Source organism: Phytohabitans rumicis (genome assembly GCF_011764445.1).
Lineage (GTDB): Bacteria > Actinomycetota > Actinomycetes > Mycobacteriales > Micromonosporaceae > Phytohabitans > Phytohabitans rumicis.
Map to the genome: position 1 here is coordinate 2151303 of NZ_BLPG01000001.1, position 23432 is coordinate 2174734.

Sequence of the window (23432 nt, forward strand, 5' to 3'; positions counted from 1 at the left end):
TGGCACCTATGATCACTCGCAGGCTCACTCAGCTCTACGCCGGACTCGTCCTGTACGGGCTGAGCATGGCCCTGATGGTCGAGTCGACGCTGGGCCTGGATCCGTGGGACGTCTTTCACCAGGGACTTTCCGAGGTGACCGGGCTCCGCTTCGGCCTGATCGTGATCATCACGGGCGCGGCGGTCCTGCTGCTGTGGATCCCGCTGCGCCAGCGTCCCGGCCTCGGCACGGTATCCAATGTCGTGGTGATCGGCCTGGCCGTGGACGGCGCGATCGCGCTCCTGCCCACCGTCGAGCCGATGGCCGCGCGGCTGGCGTTCCTGATCTCCGGCATCCTGCTCAACGGGGTCGCCACCGGCCTGTACATCGGCGCCCGCCTCGGCCCGGGTCCCCGGGACGGCCTGATGACCGGATTCGTGGCGCGGCGGCCCGGTCGGTCGATCCGGGTCGTCCGTACGGTCATCGAGGTGACCGTACTTTCGGTCGGCTGGCTCCTCGGTGGCACAGTGGGCCTCGGCACCATCGCGTACGCCCTGGCGATCGGGCCGCTGGCACACGCGTTCATCCCGCTCTTCACCGTCCGACCGACAGAGTCCATTATGGACGGTAAGGGTGAACGGATCGATGCGCCAGCATTTTGATCCGGAAATCACAACCGCTACCCGGAGGCGGCTCGATCAAGGCAATATTGCGCCATGGCGGACGCGGATTGGGCCCGGAGCGACGCGTGGATCTTCGTTTCGGTGGTCATCGGCGGCGGCTCCGGGCGGCACCTCAGGTCCCCGAACACCCGGCGCCCCGAGGGCGTACCGCTGGCCGAGGTGCTGGCCACCGCCGAGCACCTGCACCAGTCCATCCCCGGGCGTGACGAGGTGGAGACCGCGATCCGTCGGCTGCTCGGCGCCGGGCTGGTCTCCGTGACGGAAGGCTTCTTCCGCCTCACCCCGACCGGCGAGACGCTCTGGCGCACCCGCCCCCGCTCCGGCCTGTCCAGCACGGTCGACACGATGCTGGGCATCCTGAACAGGTCCCGCCAGCCCGGCACGGCAACCTGGTCGCTGAGCGAGGACGACTACGGCGCCGCCGTCCGCTCCGCCTTCGCCCCCTGAGGTGCAAGGAAGGGCACCCTGTTAACGCTTTCTGCATAGGAAGGGCCCCTTCCTAACCGCTCAGCGGACCTCGACACCTGCGGAGCGCAGGGTCTGCTTGACGTCGCTGATGGTCAGCTCGCCGAAGTGGAAGACGCTGGCGGCGAGCACCGCGTCGGCGCCCGCCTCGACCGCGGGCGGGAAGTCGCCCAACGCGCCCGCACCCCCGCTGGCGATCACCGGGATGTCCACCGCCGCCCGTACCGCCCGGATCAGCTCCAGGTCGAAACCGGCCTTGGTGCCGTCGGCGTCCATCGAGTTGAGCAGGATCTCGCCGGCACCCAGCTCGGCACCGCGCGCGGCCCACTCGACCGCGTCGATGCCGGTGCCCCGGCGCCCACCGTGCGTGGTGACCTCGAAGCCGCTCGCCGTCGCCCCGCGCCGTACGTCCAGGGACAGCACCAGCACCTGGTTGCCGAACCGGTCGGCGATCTCCGCGATGAGCGCCGGCCGGGCGATCGCCGCAGTGTTGACGCCCACCTTGTCGGCACCGGCGCGCAGCAGCACGTCGACGTTGGCCACCGAACGCACTCCCCCGCCCACGGTGAGCGGGATGAAGACCGACTCGGCGGTACGGCGTACCACGTCGAGCATCGTGCCCCGGTCGTCCGAGGACGCCGTCACGTCGAGGAAGGTCAGCTCGTCGGCGCCGGCCGCGTCGTACGCCGCCGCCAACTCGACCGGGTCGCCGGCGTCCCGCAGGTCGAGGAAGTTCACGCCCTTGACCACCCGCCCGGCGTCCACGTCGAGGCAGGGGATCACGCGTACGGCCACGGTCATGCGAGTGCCGCCAGCGCCTGCGGAACGGTGAACGCGCCCGCGTACAGCGCCTTGCCGACGATGACGCCCTCCACGCCGTCCGCCTCCAGTGTGGTCAGCGCGCGCAGGTCGTCCAGGGTGGACACCCCGCCGCTGGCGATGACCGGCTTGTCGGTGCGCGCGCACACCTCGCGCAGCAGGTCCAGGTTGGGGCCGGTGAGCGTGCCGTCGCGGTGCACGTCGGTCACCACGTACCGCTGGCAGCCGGCCTTCTCCAGGCGCTCCAGCACCTCGAAGAGGTCGCCGCCGTCGCGGGTCCAGCCGCGCGCGGACAGCGTGTGCCCGCGTACGTCGAGCCCTATCGCGACCTGGTCGCCGTACTCGCCAACCACCCGGTCGCACCACTGCGGGTCCTCGAGGGCGGCGGTGCCGATGTTGACCCGGGCCGCCCCGGTGGCGAGCGCCCGGCGCAGCGACTCGTCGTCGCGGATGCCGCCGGACAGTTCCACCTGGACGTCCAGCCGGGCGACCACGTCGGCCAGTTGGGCGGCGTTGGAGCCCCGGCCGAACGCGGCGTCCAGGTCGACCAGGTGCACCCAGGAGGCGCCGTCGCGCTGCCAGGCCAGTGCCGCGTCGAGCGGGTCGCCGTACACGGTCTCGCTGCCGGCGGCGCCCTGGACCAGGCGGACGGCCTGGCCGTCGGCGACGTCGACGGCGGGGAGGAGGACGAGGCTCACAACAACTCCAATTCAGGTGCGCCGGCCGAACGCGATCACCACGACGGCCGGGAGGACGAGCACGAGCAGGGCGATCAGCGCCAGCCGCAGCGCGATGGGGTCAACGAACAGCCAGACCGCGACGAGCAGCACCACGGTCACCGCGACGATGCCGGCCCGCTCGAAGCGACTGCGCCGGGCGAGGAGCCGGCCGGTACGGCGGCGGCGCGGCAACGAGGGCTTCAACCGGCGCAGGGCAGCCCGGCGCCGGCGGCGACGCTCGGCCGCGGCCCGCTCCTTCGCGGCCAGGGCTTCGCGCTCCGCCCGCCGCCGCGCCCGCTCCTTAGCCACGCCGGCCGCCGGGAGGATCGAGTTGATCAGGGACCAGCTCTCTCGGCGCGCCGCAAAACGCCCGAGCCACTCCCTGATCACCGGGGGATCGGGGGTCATAGGGAGCCGACCCAGTTGCGGAGCAGGGTGGCGCCGGCGTCGCCGGACTTCTCCGGGTGGAACTGGCAGGCGGAGACCGCGGCGCGTTCGATCGCGGCCAGGAAGGGGGCACCGTGCGTGCAGGTCGTCACGCCTGGGCCGGTGGTGTTGGCGGCGTAGGAGTGGACGAAGTAGAAGCGCGTCCCGGGCGGCAGGCCGGCGAAGAGGGTCGAGCCGGGGGCCGGATCGACCGTGTTCCACCCGATGTGCGGCAGCCGCTTGGCGGGCAGCCGGGTCACGCCGCCCGGAAACAGGCCCAGTCCTTTGGTGACGGTGCCGTGCTCATCGCCGTACTCGAAAAGGATCTGCGCCCCGACGCAGATGCCGAGGACCGGGCGCCCGGCGGCGGCCCGTTCGGCGATGACCGGGCCGGCGCCCAGCGCGTCGACGCCGGCCATGCAGGCGGCGTAGGCGCCGACGCCCGGCACGACGAGCCCGTCGGCGGCGGCCGCGGCGTCGAGGTCGGGGGTGACCGTGACGTCGCCGCCGGCCCGGGCGAGCGCCCGCTCGGCGGACCGCATGTTGCCCGACCCGTAGTCGAGGATGACCACCCGGGGGGCCATCAGCCGTCTCCGGGGATCAGCCAGAGCACGCCGCCGCCGACCGCGAGCGCGGCGAGCACCGCGACCAGCCCGATGGCGCCCTTCGCGGCGCCCTGCTTGTGCATCGACCAGGCACCCCCGACGAGCACTCCGGCGAGCGCGAACAGCACGACCGGAATTGCGCTGCTCATGATTCCTCCTGGTGAGCTCGCTCCGCGGCGCCTTTAGGCGGCGCTTGGATCGGCCCGACCTGGTCAGGCGAGTCGGTGGTCACCCGGGCCGATCCAAGCGCCGCCGCGCCACGGAGCGAGCTCACAACATCCCCTTGGTGCTGGGCACCGCGCCGGCCACGCGCGGGTCGAGCGCGGTCGCCTCGCGCAGCGCCCGAGCGACCGCCTTGAACTGCCCCTCGACCACGTGGTGCGCGTCGGGGTGGCCGCCGGGGCGCGCGGCCCGCAGCACCGTCACGTGCAGCGTGACGCGCGCGGCCTGGCCGAACGACTCCCAGATGTGCCGGGTCATGCTGGTCGGGTAGACCGGCCCGATGTACGGGGCCAGGAGCGGCTCGTCGTGCACCACGTAGGGCCGGCCGGACAGGTCGACCGCCGCCTGCACCAGGACCTCGTCCATGGGTACGACGGCCGAGCCGTACCGCCGGATGCCGGCCTTGTCGCCGAGCGCCTCCGCGAAGGCCGCGCCCAGCGCGAGCGCGGTGTCCTCCATGGTGTGATGGGCGTCGATCTCCAGGTCGCCGACCGTGTGCACGGTCAGGTCGAAGCCGCCGTGCCGGGCGATCTGGTTCAGCATGTGGTCGTAGAAGCCGACCCCGGTGCTGATGTCGCCCTTGCCGGTGCCGTCGAGGTCGACCTCGACCAGCACCTTGGTTTCCTTGGTGGTGCGTTCGATCCGGGCCGTGCGACTCACAGCGACTCCATCGACGATAGGAAGGCGTCCGTTTCGGCAGGCGTGCCCGCGGTGACCCGCAGCCAGCCGGGCAACCCGACGTCGCGCACGAGCACACCACGGTCGAGCAGCGCCCGCCAGCTCTTTTTCTGGTCCGGTTGGGTCTGGAAGAGCACGAAGTTGGCGTCGCTGTCCGCGACGCGCATGCCCCGTTCGCGCAGGACGCTGACGATCCGGTCGCGCTGCTCCTTGATCGCCTCGACCGTGGCGAGCAGGGCGTCGCGGTGGGCCAGCGCCGCGCGCGCCGCGGCCTGCGTCAGCGACGACAGGTGGTACGGCAGGCGGACGAGCTGCACGGCGTCGACGACCGCGGGGTCGGCCGCGAGGTAGCCCAACCGGCCGCCGGCGAACCCGAACGCCTTGCTCATCGTGCGGGTCACCACCAGCCGCTGGTTGCCCGGCAGCACGCCGAGCGCGCTGGGCGTGCCCGCGCGGGCGAACTCCGCGTACGCCTCGTCGACCACCACCATGCCGGGCGCGGCGTCGAGCACCGCGGTCACCACCGCCGGGTCGAGGGCGGTGCCGGTCGGGTTGTTGGGCGAGCAGAGGAAGACGAGGTCGGGCCGGTGCCGCTCGATCTGCTCCACCGCGTGCGCGGCGGTGAGCCCGAAGTCCGCCGCCCGGTAGCCGTCCACCCAAGCGGTGCCGGTGCCAACGGCGAGGAGCGGATGCATCGAGTACGCCGGCGTGAAGCCCAGCGCAATGCGCCCCGGCCCGGCGAACGCCTGCAGCAGCTGCTGCTGGATCTCGTTGGAGCCGTTCGCGGCCCACACCTGGTCCGTGGTGAGGTCGTGCCCGAGGTACGCGGCCAGGTCGGTACGCAGCGCCACCGCGTCCCGGTCCGGGTAGCGGTTGAGGTCGCGCAGCTCGGCCTGCAGCGCCTTGCCGAGCGCCTCCACCACGGCGTCCGGCACCGGGTACGAGTTCTCGTTGGTGTTCAGCCGGACGGGTACGTCGAGCTGCGGCGCGCCGTACGCGGTCAGTCCCCGCAGGTCGTCACGGATCGGGAGGGTCACGCGAACCTCACCGACACCGCTTCGCCGTGCGCCGGCAGGTCCTCCACGTTGGCGAGCGTGACCACATGGCCGGCCACGTCGCGCAGCGCCGCCTCGTCGTAGTCGACGATGTGGATGCCGCGCAGGAACGTCTGCACCGACAGCCCCGACGAGTGCCGCGCGCAGCCGCCGGTGGGCAGCACATGGTTGGACCCGGCGCAGTAGTCGCCGAGCGACACCGGCGAGTACGCCCCGACGAAGACCGCGCCCGCGTTGCGTACCCGCATGGCCCACTCCCGGGCGTCCACGGTCTGGATCTCCAGGTGCTCGGCCGCGTACGCGTCGACCACCCGCAGCCCGGCCGCCAGGTCGTCGACCAGCACCGCGCCCGACTGGGGGCCGGTCAGCGCCTCGGTGATCCGGGCACTGTGCTTGGTCGCGGCCACCTGCCGGGTCAGCTCCCGCTCCACCGCCTCGACCAGCGCCTGCGACGGCGTGACCAGCACGCTCGCGGCGAGCGGGTCGTGCTCGGCCTGGCTGATCAGGTCGGCGGCGACGTGCACCGGGTCGGCCGTGTCGTCGGCCAGGATCGCGATCTCGGTCGGGCCGGCCTCGGCGTCGATGCCCACCACGCCGCGCAGCAGCCGCTTGGCCGCGGTGACCCAGATGTTGCCCGGCCCGGTGACCATGTCGACGGGCCGGCACTCCTCCGCCCCGTACGCGAGCATCGCGATCGCCTGGGCGCCGCCGACCGCGTACACCTCCTCGACGCCGAGCAGCGCGCAGGCGGCGAGGACCCGGGCGTCCGGCAGGCCGCCGTTGTCGACCTGGGGCGGGCTCGCGATGACCAGCGAATCGACGCCCGCCACCTGGGCGGGGACGACGTTCATGACCACGGTCGAGGGGTACATGGCAAGGCCACCCGGCACGTACAGCCCGACGCGCGACACCGGGACCCAGCGCTCGGTGACGCTGCCACCCGGCACCACCTGGGTGGTCACCTCGGCCCGCCGCTGGTCGGCGTGCACCTTGCGTACCCGGGTGATCGCCTCGGTCAGGGCCGCCCGCACCTCGGGGTCGAGCGTGTCGGCCGCGGCCGCGATCGCCTCGGCCGGCACCCGGAGCCGCTCCAGCCGCACGCCGTCGAACCGTTCGGTCGCCTCCCGGATCGCGGCGAACCCATGCTCCCGTACCGCCTCGACGACCGGGCGGATCTTGTCGACCGCGACGGAGACGTCGAGCTGGGCACGGGGCAACAGGCCGCGCGGGTCCGTGGCGCTGCCGCGCAGGTCGATCCGGTTCAACACGCCACCGAGTCTATTCGGGCCCGTGGGACCGCCCAGCCGCGCCCATCTGGCCGGTCCAGGCACTGAGATTGACCCGATAAGCTCTGTAGATGAGTCCGCGGCTGCCGGTGTTTCCGCTGGGGACGGTGCTTTTCCCCGGTCTGGTGTTGCCGCTGCACATCTTCGAGGACCGCTATCGCGAGCTGGTCCGCCACCTGGTCGCCCAGCCCGAGGACACCCCGCGCGAGTTCGGCGTGGTGGCCATCCGGCGCGGCTGGGAGGCGGCCTCCGCCGAGGTCAGCCTCCACGACATCGGGTGTACGGCGGAGCTGCGCCAGGTGACCGAGCTGGACGACGGGCGCTTCGACATCGTCACCGTGGGCCGCCGCCGCTTCCGCCTCACCGGCGTCGACGCCGAGTCCCGGCCCTACCTCACCGGCGAGGTCGAATGGCTGCCCGAGCCCAGCGGGCAGGAAGACCTCGCCGAGCTGCTGGCCCCGCGCGTGCTGGCCGTGTTCCGCCGGTACCTGCGGCTGATGCGCACCGGCGGCGAGGCCGTGGACGTCGAGCTCACCGAGCAGCTGCCCGAGGACCCGACCGTCCTGTCCCACCTGGTCGCGGCCACCGCGGCGCTCACCGTCGAGGACCGCCAGGAGCTCCTGGCCGCCGACGACACCGCGATCCGGCTGCGCAACGAGCTGCGCCTGCTCAGTCGCGAGGCGGCGCTGCTGGGTCAGGTACGGGCGGTGCCGGTGCCTCTGTCGGAGCTTGCGGTGCCGGTGAGCGCGAACTGACGTCACCGTTCGGCTCGGCCGGCGGGGTCGCCCACGGCCCCGCACCGGGCATGGTGTCGTTGGTCGGCCCCGGCCCACCGTCGATCCCGGCGCCGTTGATCTGCCACGGTCCCCGGTCGGGCACCGGCGAGCCGGTCGCCGGCGTGGGGCGCGACCACGTCGCGGCCTGCCACTCGGCCGCCGGGCGCGGGCCGAAGACCGCCGGCTCGGCGTCCAACTCCGGCTCCTGCTCGGGCACCAGCGTCGCGTACCGCGACCAGCCGGCCATCAAGGTGTACGTCACGACCGCCCCGAACGCGGGCAGCAGCACGTCACCGCGCAGCGTGGGGATGAAGCCGTACACCCACTCGAACCCGCCCGCCCGCAGCTCCGGCGGCTGGCTCACCGTCGTACCGACCGGCGCGCTGGCGACCAGCCGCTCGAACGCGTCCTGCCCCAGCCGGCTCCCCAGCCACCAGGCGATGAGCGCGGCCCCGACCGTCCCGACCGCCACGGCGAGCAGGGTCACCGGCCCCCGGTAGCGCCGCAGCAGCACCCACACGGCGATCGCCGCCAGCACCCCGAACCCGAGGCCCAGCAGGCTGTACCACCCGTCCGCCGCCACGAACTGCTCCGGCTGCGGCTCGGTGAGCTGCATGCCGTTCGCCGTCTTGACAAGCGGAACGTCCGGGGCGAACGCCGACCACAGCCAGCCCAGCGGCGCACCGAGCGCGGCCAGCACCACCGCCGTCCCTAGCCCGACAGCCGCCACCCGCCCCGCTCGCGGGGATTCGGGTACCGGGTGCGGCTCCTGGGGGTGCGAGTTGACCACCTCGCCGCCGTCCATCGTCCCGCTCACCCCCCGATCCTCTCAGGCCGACCCCCTTTTGCATGCCTCGGGCCCCGCCCGTCGATCAAGCCTTCCCCCGCCTCCCCGCCTTTCCCGCCCGTTTCCGCCTCCCCGCTCCCGCGCCGCTTCCGCTTCCCCGCCGTTTCCGCCCCGTTCTCGCGCTTTCTGCGTCGATCAAGGGCATATGGTCGTGCTTTGATCTCCAAACCACGACCATATGCCCTTGATCGACGCGAAAGTCCTTGATCGACGCGGCGCCTGGGCTCCAGCGCGGCCGGTTTGACCGTCGCCGAGCCGGCGAGGCGCGCCGCGCCCAGCGGGCCACCAGGCGCGATGCCCACGCCCGCTCGGCCAGCCCCGTGACTGGAACACCAGTGCTGTTATGGCGACGCTGATACAGCACTGGTGTTCCAGTCACGGCCCGAGCTACCCGACGACGCGTACCCGTCCACGCCCGGCACCGCGGCCCGCGCCCGGCCCGCCGCTCAGTGCAGGACCGCGCCCGGTCCGCCGCTCTGTCCACGGCCGCGCCCTGTCTGCGGCTCCGTGCACGGCCGCGCCCGCCTGCGGCTCCGTGCAAGGCCCGCACCGAACCGCGGACCCCCGCCGGGCCCGTCGATCAAGGAAAACATCGTCGATCAAGGGCATATGGTCGCGGTTTGGAGATCAAAGCACGACCATATGCCCTTGATCGACGCGGCGTCGCGGCGCGGGGCCGCAGGCGCGGCCTCGCGCGCACGGCGCGGGGCGGGGCCACGCACGGCGCGGGGCGCGGGCGGCGTCGCGGCGCGAAGAGATGGGGTTAGCCGGCGACCGCGCTCGGGCCCAGGAGGGCCTTCAGGTCGGCCATCAGGGCCGTGGTCGGGTTGACCCGGGTCGGGCCCAGGCGCAGCAGGGTCGAGCGGGACCCGTTCACCAGCTTGATGTGCACCTCGGCCGAGCCGGGGTGGCTGGTGAGCACCTCGCGCAGCCGTTCGACCAGCGGCGGGGTGCAGCGCGACGGGGGCAGTGCCAGCACCACGGGCTTGACCTCGTCGGCGGCGGTGATCTCGGGCAGGGACATGTCCATCGCCATCAGCCGCGGCTGGTCGTCGCGCCGGTCGACCCGGCCCTTGACCACCACGATCGCGTCTTCGGCGATGTACTGCCCGACCACCTCGTACGTGTTGGGGAAGAAGAGCACCTCGACCGCGCCGCCGAGGTCCTCCAGCGTGGCCGACGCCCAGGCGCGGCCCTGCTTGGTGATCCGCCGCTGTACGCCGGACAGGATGCCGGCCAGCGTGACGACCTGGCCGTCGGAGACCGAGCCATCCTCGGCGAGCGCGGAGATGGACATGTCGGCGGCCGCGCTCAGTACGTGCTCGACGCCGAAGAGCGGGTGGTCCGAGACGTACAGCCCGAGCATCTCGCGCTCGAACGTCAGCAGGTCGGCCTTGTCCCACTCGCCGGTGGGGATGGGCGGGGTCACCTCGATGGGCGCGCCCCCGATGTCGCCGCCGCCGAAGAGGTCGAACTGGCCGACCGCCTCGTTGCGCTTGGTGTCGAGGAACGAGTCGATCGCGTCGGTGTGCACGGCGAGCAGCCCTTTGCGGGTGTGCCCCATGGAGTCGAACGCGCCGGCCTTGATCAGCGATTCGATGGTCTTCTTGTTGCAGGCCACCGCGTCGACCTTGCGCAGGAAGTCGTAGAAGTCGGTGTAGGCGCCCTTTTCCTTGCGGCACCGCCGGATCGCCTCGACCACGTTGGTGCCGACGTTGCGTACGGCGGCGAGGCCGAACCGGATGTCCTCCCCGACGGCGGCGAAGCGGGCCATCGACGCGTTGACGTCCGGCGGCAGCACCTTGATGCCCATGCGCCGGCACTCGGCGAGGTAGACGGCCGACTTGTCCTTGTCGTCGCCGACCGAGGTGAGCAGGCCGCCCATGTACTCGGCCGGGTAGTTGGCCTTGAGGAACGCGGTCCAGTACGACACCACGCCGTACGCCGCGCTGTGTGCCTTGTTGAACGCGTAGTCGGAGAACGGGACCAGGATGTCCCACAGCGTCTTGATCGCCGCGTCGGAGTAGCCGTTGGCCTTCATGCCGGCGGCGAACGGCTCGAACTCCTTGTCGAGGATCTCCTTCTTCTTCTTGCCCATGGCCCGGCGCAGCAGGTCCGCGGCGCCGAGCGAGTAGCCGGCCACCTTCTGCGCGATCGCCATGACCTGCTCCTGGTAGACGATCAGCCCGTAGGTGTCGCCCAGGATGTCCTTCAGTGAGTCGGCCAGCTCGGGGTGGATCGGGACCACCGGCTTGCGGTTGTTCTTCCGGTCCGCGTACTCGTTGTGGGCGTTGGCGCCCATCGGTCCGGGGCGGTAGAGCGCGCCCACGGCGGAGATGTCCTCGAAGTTGTCCGGGACCATCGAGCGCAGCAGCGCCCGCATCGGGCCGCCGTCGAACTGGAAGACACCCAGCGTGTCGCCGCGGGCCAGCAGCTCGTACGTCGCCTTGTCGTCCAGCGGCAGGTCCTCGAGCACGAGGTCGGTGCCCCGGTTGTCGCGGATGGAGTCGAGGCAGTCGTCGAGGATGGTCAGGTTGCGCAGGCCCAGGAAGTCCATCTTGAGCAGGCCGATGGACTCGCAGGCGCCCATGTCCCACTGCGTGATGATCGCGCCGTCCTGCTCGCGCTTTTGGATCGGCAGGACGTCGACGAGGGGGTCGCGGGACAGGATGACGCCGGCCGCGTGCACGCCCCACTGCCGCTTGAGCCCTTCGAGGCCCTTGGCGGTGTCGACGATCTTCTGCACCTCGGCGTCGGACTCGTACAGCTGGCGGAACTCCACCGCCTCGGGGTAGCGCGCGTGGTTGGGGTCGAAGATGCCGCCGAGCGGGATGTCCTTGCCCATGACGGCCGGCGGCATCGCCTTGGTGATCCGGTCGCCCATCGCGAACGGGTAGCCGAGCACCCGGGCCGCGTCCTTGATCGCGGCCTTGGCCTTGATCGTGCCGTACGTGATGATCTGGGCGACCCGCTCCTCGCCGTACTTCTCCGTGGCGTAGCGGATCATGTCGCCGCGCCGGCGTTCGTCGAAGTCCATGTCGATGTCGGGCATCGAGATGCGGTCGGGGTTGAGGAACCGCTCGAACAGCAGGCCGTGCTGCATCGGGTCGAGCTCGGTGATGCCCAGCGCGTACGCGATCAGGGCGCCCGCGGCCGAGCCACGCCCCGGGCCGACCCGGATGCCCTCGCGCTTGGCGTACGCCACCAGGTCGGCGGTCACCAGGAAGTAGCCCGGGAACCCCATCTTGAGGATGACGTCCAGCTCGTACTCGGCCTGCTGGCGCCGGTCGTCGGGCACCCCGTTGGGGAAGCGCCGCTCCAGGCCCCGCAGGACCTCCTTGCGCAGGAACGACTCCTCGCTCTCCCCCGCCGGCACCGGGAACTGCGGCATCAGGTTGCGCGCCTTGAACAGCTCCGCGTAGTCGCCGATCTTCTCCGCGATCTCCAGCGTGTTGTCGCAGGCACCGGGCACCTCGGCGTCCCACAGCTTGCGCATCTCGGCCGGCGACTTGAGGTAGAAGTCGCGCGCGTCGAACCTGAACCGCTTCGGGTCGGCCATCGTCGAGCCGGACTGCACGCACAGCAGCACCTCGTGCGCGTCGGCGTCCTTGTCGTACGTGTAGTGCAGGTCGTTGGTGGCCACCGGCTTGAGGTTGAGCCGCTTGCCGAGGCGGATCAGGTCCGCGCGGATCCGGGTCTCGATGTCGAGCCCGTGGTCCATCAACTCCAGATAGAAGTTGTCCGGGCCGAAGATGTCGCGGAACTCGGCCGCCGACTCGCACGCCTTCTCGAAATTGCCGATGCGCAGCCAGGTCTGCACCTCGCCGGACGGGCAGCCGGTCGTGGCGATGAGGCCCTTCGCGTGCTGGTGGAGCAGCTCGCGGTCGGCGCGCGGCTTGTAGAAGTAGCCCTCCAGGCTCGCGAACGACCCGAGCCGGAACAGGTTTTGCAGGCCCACGGCGTCGGCGGCCAGCATCGTCATGTGCGTGTACGCGCCGCCGCCGGAAACGTCGTTTTCCCCGCCATCGGCCCAGCGCACCCTGGTCCGGTCGCGGCGGTCGGTGCCGGGTGTGAGGTACGCCTCGAGGCCGATGATCGGCTTGATGCCCGCGCCGGTCGCCTGCTTGAAGAAGTCGTACGCCCCGAAGAGGTTGCCGTGGTCGGTCATCGCGAGGGCCGGCATCTCCAGCCGGTTGGCCTCGCTGAAAAGCTCCTTGAGCCGGGCGGCGCCGTCGAGCATCGAATACTCGGTGTGCACGTGCAGGTGCACGAACGAGTCAGACACCCTCAGGCCCCCTCTCCCTTGACTGCCGGCCACGAGCCTAGCCCGCAGGTATGACACGCGGCAGGGGGGACACGCGTCAGCGGACGAACGGCTCCAGCATCACCGATGCCGCCTTGAGCCAGGACTCCCGCGTCTCGGGTTGCAGTTGGGCGTACTCGATGGACGAGCCGGTCTCCAGGGCCGGGTCGTACGGGACGATCGCGACCGCCCGGGTACGCGTCGCGAAGTGCCGCGCTAGGTCGTCCAGCAGCGGCGAATGCCCCGGCGTCGGGCAGGACAGCAGGGTGACCGCGTTGGCCGCCAGCTCGCCCATGCCGACCTCGTCGAGCAGGTCGAGCATCCAGTCGGCGGTGAACGCGGCGTCCTCCCGCGGCACCGTCGTGATCACGAGCTGGTCGGCGGCCTGCAGCACGGTCTGCCAGTTCGCGCTCTCCACGTTGTTGCCGGTGTCCACACAGATCACGTCGTGGGTACGGCGCAGCAGCTCCAGCACCCGCCGGACGGTGTACTGGTCGAGGCGCTGGGCGAACCGCGGGCTCTCCTCGCCGGCCAGCACGTCGTACGAGCCGTCGGAGGCGTGCCGCAGGTAGTCGTCGAGCTCTTCCTTGAGCTCCAGGCCGTGCCGCGCCTCGACGTCGGCGAGGTCGGCGATCAGGTGCCGGATGGTGCGCGCGTGCCGGGCGCTGCCGGCCCGCAGCCCGAGTGTGCCGCGCAGCTCGTTGTCGTCCCAGGCGAGCACCCCGCGCCCGCGTACGCTGCCGACGGTCGCCGCGGCGAGCACGGTCGCGGTGGTCTTGTGCACGCCACCCTTGGGGTTGGCGAACGCGAGCACCTTGGGCGTGCCCAGGTCGCGGCGCAGCACGCTGACCGCGCGCTCCACCTCGGCGTCCGGCCGGGTCTGCCGGAACTCGACCTGCGCGACCGGGTTGTACCCGTTGTCCCTCACCGGCGGGGCCGGTGGCGGCGGTGGGGGTGGTGGCTGCGGGGGTGGCGGCTGCCAGCCACCTTCGAGCTCGGACCAGCGGCTGTACCCGCCGGGAGCCGACGGTTGCGGCTCGTACCGGCGCTCGGGGTAGCGCGGCTCGGCGTACCCGGGCTCCGCGTACCCAGGCTCGGCGTAGCGGGCGTCCGGCGGGTAGCCGTCCTCCGGGTAGCCGACCGGGCTGCCGTACGCCTCCGGGCCGGGATAGGCGGGCGGACGGGCCCGCCCGTTGGACCCACGGGGCCGAGGCGGCGGACCCTCGAAGGGCGGTTCGTCGAAGCCACGGGAGCCGTTGAAGGACGACCCGCGCGGCTCGTCGTCCCAGCCACCGTCCAGCGACCGGGGCGGCGGCAGGTCGAACGCGGGGCCGTCGTCGTCGGGGCGACCGTCGAGCGGGCTCGGCACCCGCCGTGGCCGGCCCCTCGGGTCGACCGCGGGTTGCTCACCGGTACGGCCGCCGCGGGCACGGTCGAGCAGCGCCCGCCAACGCGGCGCTGGTTCCGCAGGCCGGCCCCAGCCGGTCTCGGTGCCCTCCACGGCTCGTCCCTCCCAGCGCCATATAGGTCCCGCCCTGACAGGCTACGAACAAATCCTTATTCAGACCACACCATCGGCCCCACAAGCGAACAACGCCCACATCACCCCGATCTGGACACGGGCCAGGCTCGTCAACGGTTCAACGCACTTCGACACACAGGGATGCTGGCGGCCGGCATCAGGTGCCCGTTGAGGGCGTACCGGCGGGTTCGGTGGTGGGCGCCGAGGAGGGCGCTGGGCTCTGCGTCGGGTCGGTGGTGGGCACGCCGTCGGACGGGCTCGGCTCGGTCGACGGCGCCGGTTCGGGCTGGGCGGAAGGGCTAGCCGAGCCGGGGTCCGCAGCATACGTGGCCGGCGCGGACACCTCCGGCGAGGGCAGCCCGGTATCGGCCGGCGGGTGCACGATGTCGTCCTGCTCGGGCAGCGGCGGCAGGAACACCGCGCGGTCGAGCCGCTGCACCTCGGGAGCCGGGTCCACGGCCCGCACCTCGGGGCGCGCGGAGATCTGGTCCAGCGCGACCGGTGTGGCACGAATCACCGCCGCGTACACGCATGAACAGGACGACCGGTAGGCGGTCGCCTCCGCCGCGGCGATGGCCGCACCCGTGTCGTACACCTGCCGGAGCTCGCGCTCGCGGGCGCTCTGGCCGGTGAGTTTGCGGCTCAGCTCGCGGTACTCGCGGGCCTCCGCCTCCTTGCGATCGGCGACCGCCGCCATGCCGGCGACGACGTCGGTCGGGATGCGATTCGCGGGAATGTGCACTATCTGGGTTTGTGCGTCGGCGAGCGGCACCCGGCCGAGCACCTCGGCGACCGCGACCCCACCCAGCAGGGGGGTCAGCCGATCGGGCGCCAGATACGCCGAAAGCGTGACCAACGCGTACGTCTCGCCCGGCCCGGACGGGGGCGTCGCCAGCAGGCCGGCCAGCTCTTCGCGGCTCGACGCGACGTAGCCGGGGATCGACTGGCCCTCGAACACGCCGACCCGCACGACCTCACCGACGGTGGGATCTCCGGCCGGCTGCCGGTCCACGGCCCACACCGCGGTCAGCAACACCGCGGTAGCGGACAGCAACGCGGCACCGGTCAGGACCCGCATCCGAGTGCGCCCCTGGGCCAGTTTGGACATGGCGTGCGCCAGTGGCGGCAACAACCGGCTGTCCAACCGGCGCAGCAGGTCGCCAGCGCGCACGGCGTTGCTCTCCCTTGAGTCGTCTGGTCACGCGGCGTCACGGAGGATGGCCAACGCCTGCGCCAGGTCATCAGGGTAGTCGCTGACGAAGCGAACTTCTTCCCCCGTACGGGGGTGCAGGAAGCTGAGCGCACGGGCGTGTAACCACTGCCTGGACAGCTTCAACCTGGCCGCGAGTGTCGGGTCCGCACCATACGTCAGGTCACCGACGCATGGGTGCCGCATGGCCGAGAAGTGGACCCGGATCTGGTGCGTACGGCCGGTTTCCAGCCGCACATCGACAAGACTTGCCGCCGGAAAGGCTTCCAGCGTGTCGTAGTGCGTGACGCTGGGTTTGCCGCCCGACATCACCGCCCACTTGTAGTCGTGTGTCGGGTGCCGGTCGATCGGCGCGTCGACCGTACCCCGTAGTGGATCGAGATGGCCCTGCACGACGGCGTGGTAGCGCTTGTCGACCTCGCGCTCCTTGAACGCGCGCTTGAGCGCGCTGTAAGCGTGCTCGCTCTTGGCCACCACCATCACGCCGGTGGTGCCGACGTCGAGGCGGTGCACGATGCCCTGCCGCTCGGCGGCGCCGCTGGTGGAGATCCGGTGCCCGACCGCGGCGAGCCCGCCGATGACGGTCGGTCCGCTCCACCCCGGACTGGGATGCGCGGCCACACCGACCGGCTTGTCGACCACGACGATGTCGTCGTCCGCGTAGATGACGCGGAGTCCTGGCACGGCCTGCGGGACCACCTCGATCGCGGCCGGCGGCGCGGGCAGCGTGACCTCCAGCCACGAGCCGGCGCTGACCTTGTCGGCCTTCGGCCGCGGGAAGCCGTCGACGAGCGCGTCACCGGCCTCGACCAGGGCCGCGGCGGCCGTCCGGGACAGCCCGAACAGCCGCGACACCGCCTGGTCCAGGCGCAGCCCGTCGAGCCCGTCGGGCACCGGCAGCGACCGTGTGTCACTCACTTCTTAAGACTCCGAACCCGGGTGCCGTCCCGCTGCCGCCCGGTGAACTCCAGCCCGACCGCCAGCAGCACGCCACACACCAGCGCGCTGTCGGCCACGTTGAAGATCGGCCAAACCTGGCCGCGCGGATCGAAGAGGCTGACCATGTCGACCACGTGCCCGACCAGGAAGCCGGGCGCCCGGAAGATCCGGTCCACCACGTTGCCCAGCGCACCGCCGAGCACCAGGCCCAGCGCGACGCCCCACGGCACCGACCGCAGGCGCAGCGCCATCCACGCGATCCACCCGATGACCGCCGACGTGATCAGCGGAAACACGAACGTGTAGTCGCTGCCCAGGCTGAACGCCGCCCCGCTGTTGCGGGTCAGGCTCAGGTAGACCGCGCCGCCCAGCAGGCGTACCGGATCGCCGTCCTCGAGATGGGACAGCGCGAGCTGCTTCGTGACCTGGTCGATCGCGACCGCGACAGCGGCGGTGGCGACCAGAATCAGGACCGCTGGTCGCCGTGCCGGCGCCGGCCGTTCATCGACGGCCGGCGCGTCCGAAGCCGTAGCACTCAGCGCCTTTCCTCCAACTGCTTGCAGGTCACACACAACGTCGCGGACGGGAACGCGGCGAGCCGCTCCACCGGAATGGGGTTGCCGCACCGCTCACACCAGCCGTAGCTGCCCTCGTCGAGCCGCTCCAGCGCACGCTCCACCTGGCTGATCCGCTCCAGGATGCCATTCGCGAGAGAGATCTCCTGCTCCCGCTCGAACGTCTTGGTGCCCGTATCGGCCTGGTCGTCCCCGGCCGAGTCGGTCAGCCGCTCGCGCTGCAACTCGGTAATCTCGCTCAGCGTCTGATCGTACTCGTCGCGCAACTCGTCCCGGCGCGCCGCCAGGGCGGCCCGGATCTTCTCGGTCTCCGCGGCGCTGCGGGTCCCCTTCGCCGGCTTGCGGCTCGTGGCGGTCTTGGTGTCGGCTGGCTTCGCCATCGTCGCTCCCTTGGCCGCGGTCTCCGCGGCGATCGGCGGGGCCTGGGTGGCCGCGGTCGGTGTGGTGGTGCTTGCAGCGCCGCCGGCGGGTTGCGCCGGAGCCGCTGGAGCGGCGGTCGCCGCCCTTTCGGGCGGCCTGGGGGCCACAAGGGCCTCCGCCGGCGCCGTCGTCGGTGCCGGTGTCTGCGGTCGCGCACTCTTGCGCGGTGGTTCAGCTTCCTTTTCGAGTACGCCGGAGCGCTGAGCCGGTGTGGTCTGCGCGGCTCGGGCCGGCGCCCTCTTGCCTGCCTTGGTCGGGGCGGCCTTGGTAGCTTTTACCCCCTTCGCCGGGGCCGCCTTCTTGCCCGCCTTGGTGGTGCTCGCCTTGGCGGCCTTCGCCGGGGCCACGGTTGCGGCCTTCGCTGGGGCCACGGCCTTGGTGGCCCTCGCCGGGGCCGCCTTCTTGGCCGGCGCTGCCTTGGTAGTGCTCGCCTTGGCCGGCGCTGCCTTGGCGGTACTCGCCTTGACCGCGCTCGCCTTCGCGGCGCTCGCCTTGGTGGTACTCGCCTTGGCGGGGGCCTTCGTCGCCGCGGTCTTCGTCGCGGGCGCCTTCTTGGCCGGGGCCTGGCTCGCCGCTGCCGCCTTGGCCGGCGCCTTCTTCGCCTTGGTGGCCCTCGCTGGCACGGCCTTCCCCGCCGCCGCCTTCTTCGCGGTCGCCTTGGCCGGCGCGGTCGCCTTGGCCGGCGCGGTCGCCTTGGCCGGCGCTGCGGTGGTCACGGCCTTGCCCGGCGCGGTCGCCTTGGCCGGCGCTGCGGTGGTCACGGCCTTGCCCGGCGCGGCCTTCCTCGCCGTACTCTTCGCGGGCGCGGTCGCCTTCGCGGACTTCGCTGGCGCGGCCTTGGCCGGCGGCGTTGTGGCCTTCTTGACCGCGGTCTTGTTGGCGGCCTTCTTCGCGGCCGGGGTGGCGCCGGTCTTGCGGGCCGGTCCGGACCCCGCCTTGCGTGCCGGGGCGGCCTTCTTACCCGCCGGCGCCTTGGTCGCGGGCACGGTCGCGGCGCGGTTAGCCGCGGCCCGAGCCCCCACGGCGCGCGTGGACGCACCGCTCTTCGATGCCGCCTTGCGCGCGGCGTTCGCCCGCTCGGCCATCGTGTCCCCCACTTGCAAAACGGGCGCGCGGCGGGACGCCGCGCACTCCGGTGGCTGGCAAGAATACGGAACGTGAGGACGTCCGACAACATGCCGCACCGTTCGTACCCAATTCAGAGGCTGCTAAACCCGCAAACCGGGCGAAAGCCACTCTAGATCAATAATTCCTCACTCGCGGGCGTACTCCCTCATCCATCACCAATGCCACATCATGCCCGCCCTCGCGCGGTGATCATGGAGTTAGCGTCGGCGAGAGCGCTCCATTTTGACGCTAACTTCATGATCACCGCGCGAGGCGGTGTTTATGCGTCGCGGTCGTCGCCGTACTCGGAGAACCAGCGCGCCAGCCGGCCACGGCGGCTGACCGCGCGCAGCCGGCGCTCGGTGGCGTCCCGGACCTGGGCGGTGGCGACGATCAGGAGGCTGTCGCCGACCTTGAGCCGGGTGTCCGGCCGGGGCACGAAGCCCACGCCGTCGCGCAGCACCAGGGTCACCGCCGCGCCGACCGGCAGCCGCAGTTCGTCCAGGTGTACGCCGGCCAGCCGGGAGCCCGGTGGCACCTCGAGCTGGAGCAGGTCGGCCTGCATCCGGTCGAGCGGGGCGGTCTCCACCCTGATCTCGGCGGCCTCGGCCGGCGCGGTGATCCCCAGCAGGCGCGCCACCGGGCCCAGGGTGGACGCCTGCACCAGCGTGAAGATCACGACCAGCACGAACACCACGTCGAACAGCCGCGTCGCGCCCGGCACCTGCGCCGACAGCGGGACGGTGGCGAGCACGATCGGGACCGCACCGCGCAGCCCGGCCCAGGACAGGAACGCCTGGTCGCGCAGGCCCACCCGGAACGGCGTCGCCGACACGACCACCGACAGCGGCCGGGCGAGCAGCACGAGCGCCAGCCCGGCGACGATGGCCGGCAGCACCGCCTCGTCCAGGCGTTCCGGCGAGGCGAGCAGGCCGAGCAGGACGAAGAGCCCGATCTGCGCCAGCCAGGCCAGCCCGTCCGCGAAGCCGAGGATGGCCTGCCGGTGCGGCAGCCGGGCGTTGCCGAGCACGACGCCGGCGACGTACACGGCGAGGAAGCCGGACGCGTGGGCCACGGCGCCGGCCGCGTACGCCAGGACGGTCAGGCCCACCGCCGCGATCGGGTAGAGCCCGGCCGATGGGAGGGCGGCCCGGCGCAGGCCCCACTTCCCGGCCATCCCGACCACGAAACCGATCGCCGCGCCGGCCACCAGTTCGTACGCGACGACGAGCACCTCGTACCACCAGGGGTGGCCGCCGCCGACCGGGGTGCTGGAGAGCAGGACGACCAGCAGCACGGCGGGGGCGTCGTTCATGCCGGACTCGGCCTCGAGGGTGGCCACCAGTCGGGGCGGGAGGCGCAGCCGGCGCAGCGTCGCGAAGACGGCCGCGGCGTCGGTGGAGGAGAGCACCGCGCCGTACAGCAGGGCGACGCGCCAGTCCTCGTCGAACGCGACGTACACGGCGACGCCGACGACCACCGAGCTGATCAGGACGCCGACCGTGGCGAGGGTGGCCGACTCGCCCAACACCGGACGCAGCGTCGCCCACCGGGCGGTCAGCCCGCCCTCCGCGATGATCACGATGAGCGCGCAGAACCCGAGGACGCGGGTCAGCTCCGCGTTCTCGAAGTCGATGCCGAGCCCGGACTCGCCGATCGCCACCCCGAGCGCCAGGTAGACCAGGAGGCTGGGGACGCCGAGTCGGGTGGACAGCCGTACCGCGCCGACGGCGACGAGCAGGACCGCGGCTCCGATGAGGAGCGCGACGTCCAGCCCGTCGCTCATGAGTCCATGATCAGCGCGAGCCGGCTGGGCAGATCCGCGGCGCCGGTGACCACGAAGAGCTTGTCGCGGCTGGCCGCCCCGGCGCGGAGGGTCACGTGCGCCGGCCGTACGCCGAGCGCCTCGGCCAGCGCCCGCCGCGCGGCCTCGGTGGCCCGCCCGTCAACCGCCGGGGCGTTGACGGCGACGATCAGCGCCGCCCCGTACGGGCCGTCGTGCCGCCCACCCACCCGGGCTCGGGCGGAGCCGGGCTTGACCCGTACCGGTACGGACAGCGAGATCGGCGTGACCATGCCTCATTGTGCCGACACGCTGGGCGTCACGGGATCGGATGGGCCGGTCAGACCCGGCGGGCGTCGGCCAGCAGCGCGCTGTCCGGCTCGCACCGGCTGCACGGGGAGAAGCCCAGGTCGGCCGCCTCGCCGACGGGCAGCGACTCGCTCTCCCGGCCCAGCAGGTGCACGCAGCCGGCCAGGTGGTAGCGCGGGCGGCCGTCGATCACCAGCACCTCGGCCGTCATCCGGGCGACCCGGGCGGCGTCGGCGGGCGAGACGTACTGGGCGGCGGGCTCGTCCGGCGGGTCCGCGTCGTCCAGGATGTCGCCGGTCGTCGCCTCGTCGGCCGGGACGATCTCCGGCGCGGTGTAGCCCAGCGCCTCGCGAGGTGCGTAGTCCACGTCGGGCTCGGCCAGGGCCACCGGCGACTCGAAGCGCATGGTGTGCTCGGCGGGCCGGGCGGGCGGTGTGAAAACCGGGCCGGTACGGCGACCGATCGACTCGGTCGCCCGTACCCCGGCCGGCAGCGCACGGCGGCGGTCTCGGTCTTCTTCCCCGCCCTCGTCGCCGGCACGCTCGCGCTCATCGTCGGCGAAGCCGGCGTCGCCGCGGGCGGCGGCTGCCTGGCGGGCACCCACGACCAATGCGACGGCGGCCAGCAGGCTCGCCGCGATGGAGCTGATCAGCAACGCGCTGGACCCGAAGATCAGGCCGAACACGAGCAGCGTGACGGCGACGAGGATGAGCAGCAGACTTCCGACGATCACGGCTCACCCCCGCCGCATGAAACGGCTTCTTCTCGTTTTGGACTCGTTCAGTTACCGGCTCTCGAGCGCGCCCGAACGGCCTCCGCCGTACGAACCGGCCGTAGCCAGGCCACCGGAGCCGCCGACGGCACGGTTGCCGTCCGCGCGGGTCATCTCGGCTTCGAGGCCCTGCCCCCGACCGTCGAGGTCCCGCAGCTGGCTCTCCAGGTACGCCTTGAGCCGGGTGCGGTACTCGCGCTCGAACTGCTTGAGCTCTTCGATGTGCTTCTGCAGGGCGGTGCGCTTGGCGTCCAGGCCGCCCATCGCCTCCTGGTGCCGCTGGCGCGCGTCCCGCTCCAGGGCGTCGGCCTTGGCCCGCGCCTCGCGGGTGACCTCTTCCGCCTTGGACCGGGCGTCGGACAGCAGCTTGTCGGCCTCGCGCCGGGCGTCGGCGACGTGGTCGTCGGCCGTGCGCTGGGCCATCATCAGCACGCGCAGGGCCTGCTGCTCGCCGTCGCCGCCCACGACCGGGCCGCCCTGCGAACGCACCTGCTCCAGCTCGGCCTGCATGGCGCGGGCCGCCTGCTCGGCGGCGGCCTTGTCCCGCTGTACGCGGTCGAGCTGCGCCTTCATGTCGTTGAGCTCGGCCGCAAGCCGCGGGTCGGCGCCCGGGCCGGCTGGTGCGCCGCCTCGACCGCCACCGCGCTCGACCTGGGCGCGAAGCTCGTTGTTCTCCTCGATCAGACGGGCGAGCTCGCGCTCAACCTCGTCCAGGAAGGCGTCGACCTCCTCCTCGTCGTACCCCCGCTTGCCTATCGGAGGCTTCTTGAAGGCGACGTTGTGAACGTCGGCCGGGGTGAGCGGCATCGAAACTCCTCGGGTCAGTTGCGGCCGCGTAGCGACTGGTCACTGCGCGTTCACGCAGTGATCAACCGCCCTACCACGTACATCAGCACGAACAGAATAACCAGCAACACAAGGGAGGCCAGGTCGAAGCTGACAGTACCAATTCGCAGTGGTGGGATCACACGCCTCAACGCCTTGAGGGGTGGATCGGTGACGGTCCACACCGACTCGAGTGCGGCTGAAGCCCCTCGACCGGGTTGCCAGCGCCGTCCGTACTGGAGGACTGCACCTAGGACAAACCGGGCAAGGAGCGTCAGGAAGAAGCCATAAATCACCAGGTAGGTGACTTGCAACGTGATCGACAGCACAGCAGACGTGGTCCCTCGGTCGGGTTAGCTCAAACTGAAAAACCCGCCCTCTGCGATTTTGGCCTTGTCCTCCGCGGTGACCTGGACGTTGGCCGGAGAGAGCAGGAATACCCGGTTGGTCACCCGCTCGATCGTACCGCGCAGCCCGAACGCCAAACCGGCCGCGAAATCGACCAGTCGGCGGGCGTCTGCCTCATCCATCTCGGTGAGATTAATGATCACAGGTACACCGTCGCGGAAGTGCTCACCGATCGTTCGTGCCTCTCGGTAAGTGGTCGGGTGCAGAGTGGTGATCTGGTAGCGCTGGTCCTCGTCGGCGACGACCGCCCGCTCCCGCAACTGCACCTGCGGCGCCAGGGCCAGGTTCTCCCGCGTCGGATAGCTGACCGGCTCCGGAGCGCTCGGCCGCGTGATCGAGCGCACGCTGGCCCGCTCGGCACGGTCGGCGTCGGCACGCTCCAACTCCGCCCGCGAGATCCGCTCCAGCGGGGCCCGCTCGGCCAGCCGGCCGCGCGACCGCGGCGCCGGCGGCTCGTCGACCTCGTCCTCCTCGTCGGCGAACTCCTCGGCGTACCGGCTCGTGCGGCTCTCCCGGTAGCTGGACTCCCGCTCCCGGTAGTGCCCCCTGTTGTTGTCGTAGCCGTCGTCGTATGAACGGTCGTCGTCCTCTTCCTCGACGAGACCGAGCCAAACCCCCGCCTTGCGCAGAGCGCTCATGCGCTCACCTCCCTCCGCCGGGCGGCACGCGCCCCCTGGCGTGCCTGTCGCGTACGCGAAC

The 23432-nt window shown here is 71.9% G+C and carries 24 protein-coding genes; 3 read left to right on the forward strand and 21 right to left on the reverse strand.

Annotation, left to right across the window (positions count from 1 at the left end):
- Positions 1-8: 8 nt before the first annotated feature.
- Positions 9-641 (forward strand): membrane protein YczE, encoded by a 633-nt coding sequence (gene yczE / locus Prum_RS09170; protein WP_173075620.1) that lies wholly within the window; start codon positions 9-11, stop codon positions 639-641.
- A gap of 54 nt (positions 642-695) precedes the next feature.
- Entirely contained in the window at positions 696-1109 is a 414-nt protein-coding gene (locus tag Prum_RS09175; RefSeq protein ID WP_173075621.1) for a hypothetical protein, read from the forward strand.
- A gap of 60 nt (positions 1110-1169) precedes the next feature.
- Here the strand turns inward: Prum_RS09175 and hisF are convergent, their stop codons facing one another.
- From hisF to hisD, 8 genes are all read right to left on the reverse strand, one after another.
- On the reverse strand, positions 1170-1928 hold the full coding sequence (gene hisF, locus Prum_RS09180) for an imidazole glycerol phosphate synthase subunit HisF (RefSeq protein ID WP_173075622.1): 759 nt from the start codon (positions 1926-1928) through the stop codon (positions 1170-1172).
- Positions 1925-2644 carry a bifunctional 1-(5-phosphoribosyl)-5-((5-phosphoribosylamino)methylideneamino)imidazole-4-carboxamide isomerase/phosphoribosylanthranilate isomerase PriA gene (priA, locus tag Prum_RS09185; RefSeq protein WP_173075623.1) on the reverse strand — a complete coding sequence of 240 codons (720 nt, stop codon included), beginning with the start codon at positions 2642-2644 and terminating at the stop codon, positions 1925-1927. Before priA ends, hisF begins: the two co-directional genes overlap by 4 nt.
- A gap of 12 nt (positions 2645-2656) precedes the next feature.
- A complete protein-coding gene (locus Prum_RS09190) occupies positions 2657-2974 on the reverse strand; it encodes a hypothetical protein (protein WP_173083572.1) in 318 nt (105 codons plus the stop codon).
- Positions 2975-3069: 95 nt separating this feature from the next.
- Positions 3070-3675 carry an imidazole glycerol phosphate synthase subunit HisH gene (hisH, locus tag Prum_RS09195; protein WP_173075624.1) on the reverse strand — a complete coding sequence of 202 codons (606 nt, stop codon included), beginning with the start codon at positions 3673-3675 and terminating at the stop codon, positions 3070-3072.
- Entirely contained in the window at positions 3675-3845 is a 171-nt protein-coding gene (locus Prum_RS09200) for a CG2302 family histidine operon protein (protein ID WP_173075625.1), read from the reverse strand. The genes hisH and Prum_RS09200 overlap by 1 nt, the downstream gene beginning before the upstream one ends.
- Positions 3846-3966: 121 nt before the next feature.
- The gene (gene hisB / locus Prum_RS09205; RefSeq protein ID WP_173075626.1) at positions 3967-4578 is read right to left on the reverse strand and encodes an imidazoleglycerol-phosphate dehydratase HisB; all 612 of its coding nucleotides are present in this window, start codon (positions 4576-4578) and stop codon (positions 3967-3969) included.
- Positions 4575-5633 carry a histidinol-phosphate transaminase gene (locus Prum_RS09210; protein ID WP_173075627.1) on the reverse strand — a complete coding sequence of 353 codons (1059 nt, stop codon included), beginning with the start codon at positions 5631-5633 and terminating at the stop codon, positions 4575-4577. The genes hisB and Prum_RS09210 overlap by 4 nt, the downstream gene beginning before the upstream one ends.
- Positions 5630-6919, reverse strand: a complete 1290-nt coding sequence (hisD, locus tag Prum_RS09215) for a histidinol dehydrogenase (protein ID WP_173075628.1) — start codon at positions 6917-6919, stop codon at positions 5630-5632. Before hisD ends, Prum_RS09210 begins: the two co-directional genes overlap by 4 nt.
- A gap of 89 nt (positions 6920-7008) precedes the next feature.
- Here hisD and Prum_RS09220 point away from each other — a divergent pair, with 89 nt between their 5' ends.
- Positions 7009-7692 carry an LON peptidase substrate-binding domain-containing protein gene (locus tag Prum_RS09220; RefSeq protein WP_173075629.1) on the forward strand — a complete coding sequence of 228 codons (684 nt, stop codon included), beginning with the start codon at positions 7009-7011 and terminating at the stop codon, positions 7690-7692.
- On the opposite strand, the gene Prum_RS09225 is transcribed toward Prum_RS09220, so the two are convergent.
- From Prum_RS09225 to Prum_RS09285, 13 genes are all read right to left on the reverse strand, one after another.
- Positions 7607-8530 carry a DUF2567 domain-containing protein gene (locus tag Prum_RS09225; RefSeq protein ID WP_246277766.1) on the reverse strand — a complete coding sequence of 308 codons (924 nt, stop codon included), beginning with the start codon at positions 8528-8530 and terminating at the stop codon, positions 7607-7609. The two genes, Prum_RS09220 and Prum_RS09225, sit on opposite strands and share 86 nt — an antisense overlap.
- Before the next feature lie 793 nt (positions 8531-9323).
- The gene (dnaE, locus tag Prum_RS09230; RefSeq protein ID WP_173075630.1) at positions 9324-12845 is read right to left on the reverse strand and encodes a DNA polymerase III subunit alpha; all 3522 of its coding nucleotides are present in this window, start codon (positions 12843-12845) and stop codon (positions 9324-9326) included.
- Positions 12846-12921: 76 nt separating this feature from the next.
- Positions 12922-14364, reverse strand: coding sequence for a MinD/ParA family ATP-binding protein (locus tag Prum_RS09235; RefSeq protein ID WP_173075631.1), 1443 nt, complete (start codon positions 14362-14364; stop codon positions 12922-12924).
- A gap of 178 nt (positions 14365-14542) precedes the next feature.
- The gene (locus Prum_RS09240) at positions 14543-15556 is read right to left on the reverse strand and encodes a hypothetical protein (RefSeq protein ID WP_173075632.1); all 1014 of its coding nucleotides are present in this window, start codon (positions 15554-15556) and stop codon (positions 14543-14545) included.
- 27 nt (positions 15557-15583) lie between these two features.
- Positions 15584-16513 carry an RluA family pseudouridine synthase gene (locus tag Prum_RS09245; RefSeq protein ID WP_173075633.1) on the reverse strand — a complete coding sequence of 310 codons (930 nt, stop codon included), beginning with the start codon at positions 16511-16513 and terminating at the stop codon, positions 15584-15586.
- Positions 16510-17106, reverse strand: a complete 597-nt coding sequence (gene lspA / locus Prum_RS09250) for a signal peptidase II (RefSeq protein WP_371871209.1) — start codon at positions 17104-17106, stop codon at positions 16510-16512. Before lspA ends, Prum_RS09245 begins: the two co-directional genes overlap by 4 nt.
- The gene (locus tag Prum_RS09255; RefSeq protein ID WP_173083576.1) at positions 17070-17489 is read right to left on the reverse strand and encodes a TraR/DksA family transcriptional regulator; all 420 of its coding nucleotides are present in this window, start codon (positions 17487-17489) and stop codon (positions 17070-17072) included. Before Prum_RS09255 ends, lspA begins: the two co-directional genes overlap by 37 nt.
- 1427 nt (positions 17490-18916) lie before the next feature.
- Positions 18917-20422: a potassium/proton antiporter gene (locus Prum_RS09260; RefSeq protein WP_173075637.1), complete on the reverse strand. Its 1506-nt coding sequence runs from the start codon at positions 20420-20422 to the stop codon at positions 18917-18919.
- Entirely contained in the window at positions 20419-20712 is a 294-nt protein-coding gene (locus Prum_RS09265) for a DUF167 domain-containing protein (protein WP_173075639.1), read from the reverse strand. Before Prum_RS09265 ends, Prum_RS09260 begins: the two co-directional genes overlap by 4 nt.
- 47 nt (positions 20713-20759) lie before the next feature.
- Entirely contained in the window at positions 20760-21461 is a 702-nt protein-coding gene (locus Prum_RS09270) for a hypothetical protein (protein ID WP_173075641.1), read from the reverse strand.
- A gap of 51 nt (positions 21462-21512) precedes the next feature.
- On the reverse strand, positions 21513-22307 hold the full coding sequence (locus Prum_RS09275; RefSeq protein WP_173075643.1) for a DivIVA domain-containing protein: 795 nt from the start codon (positions 22305-22307) through the stop codon (positions 21513-21515).
- A 50-nt stretch (positions 22308-22357) separates the two neighbouring features.
- A complete protein-coding gene (locus Prum_RS09280) occupies positions 22358-22654 on the reverse strand; it encodes a YggT family protein (RefSeq protein ID WP_173075645.1) in 297 nt (98 codons plus the stop codon).
- 24 nt (positions 22655-22678) lie between these two features.
- The gene (locus Prum_RS09285; RefSeq protein WP_173075647.1) at positions 22679-23371 is read right to left on the reverse strand and encodes a cell division protein SepF; all 693 of its coding nucleotides are present in this window, start codon (positions 23369-23371) and stop codon (positions 22679-22681) included.
- Between the last annotated feature and the right edge of the window lie 61 nt (positions 23372-23432).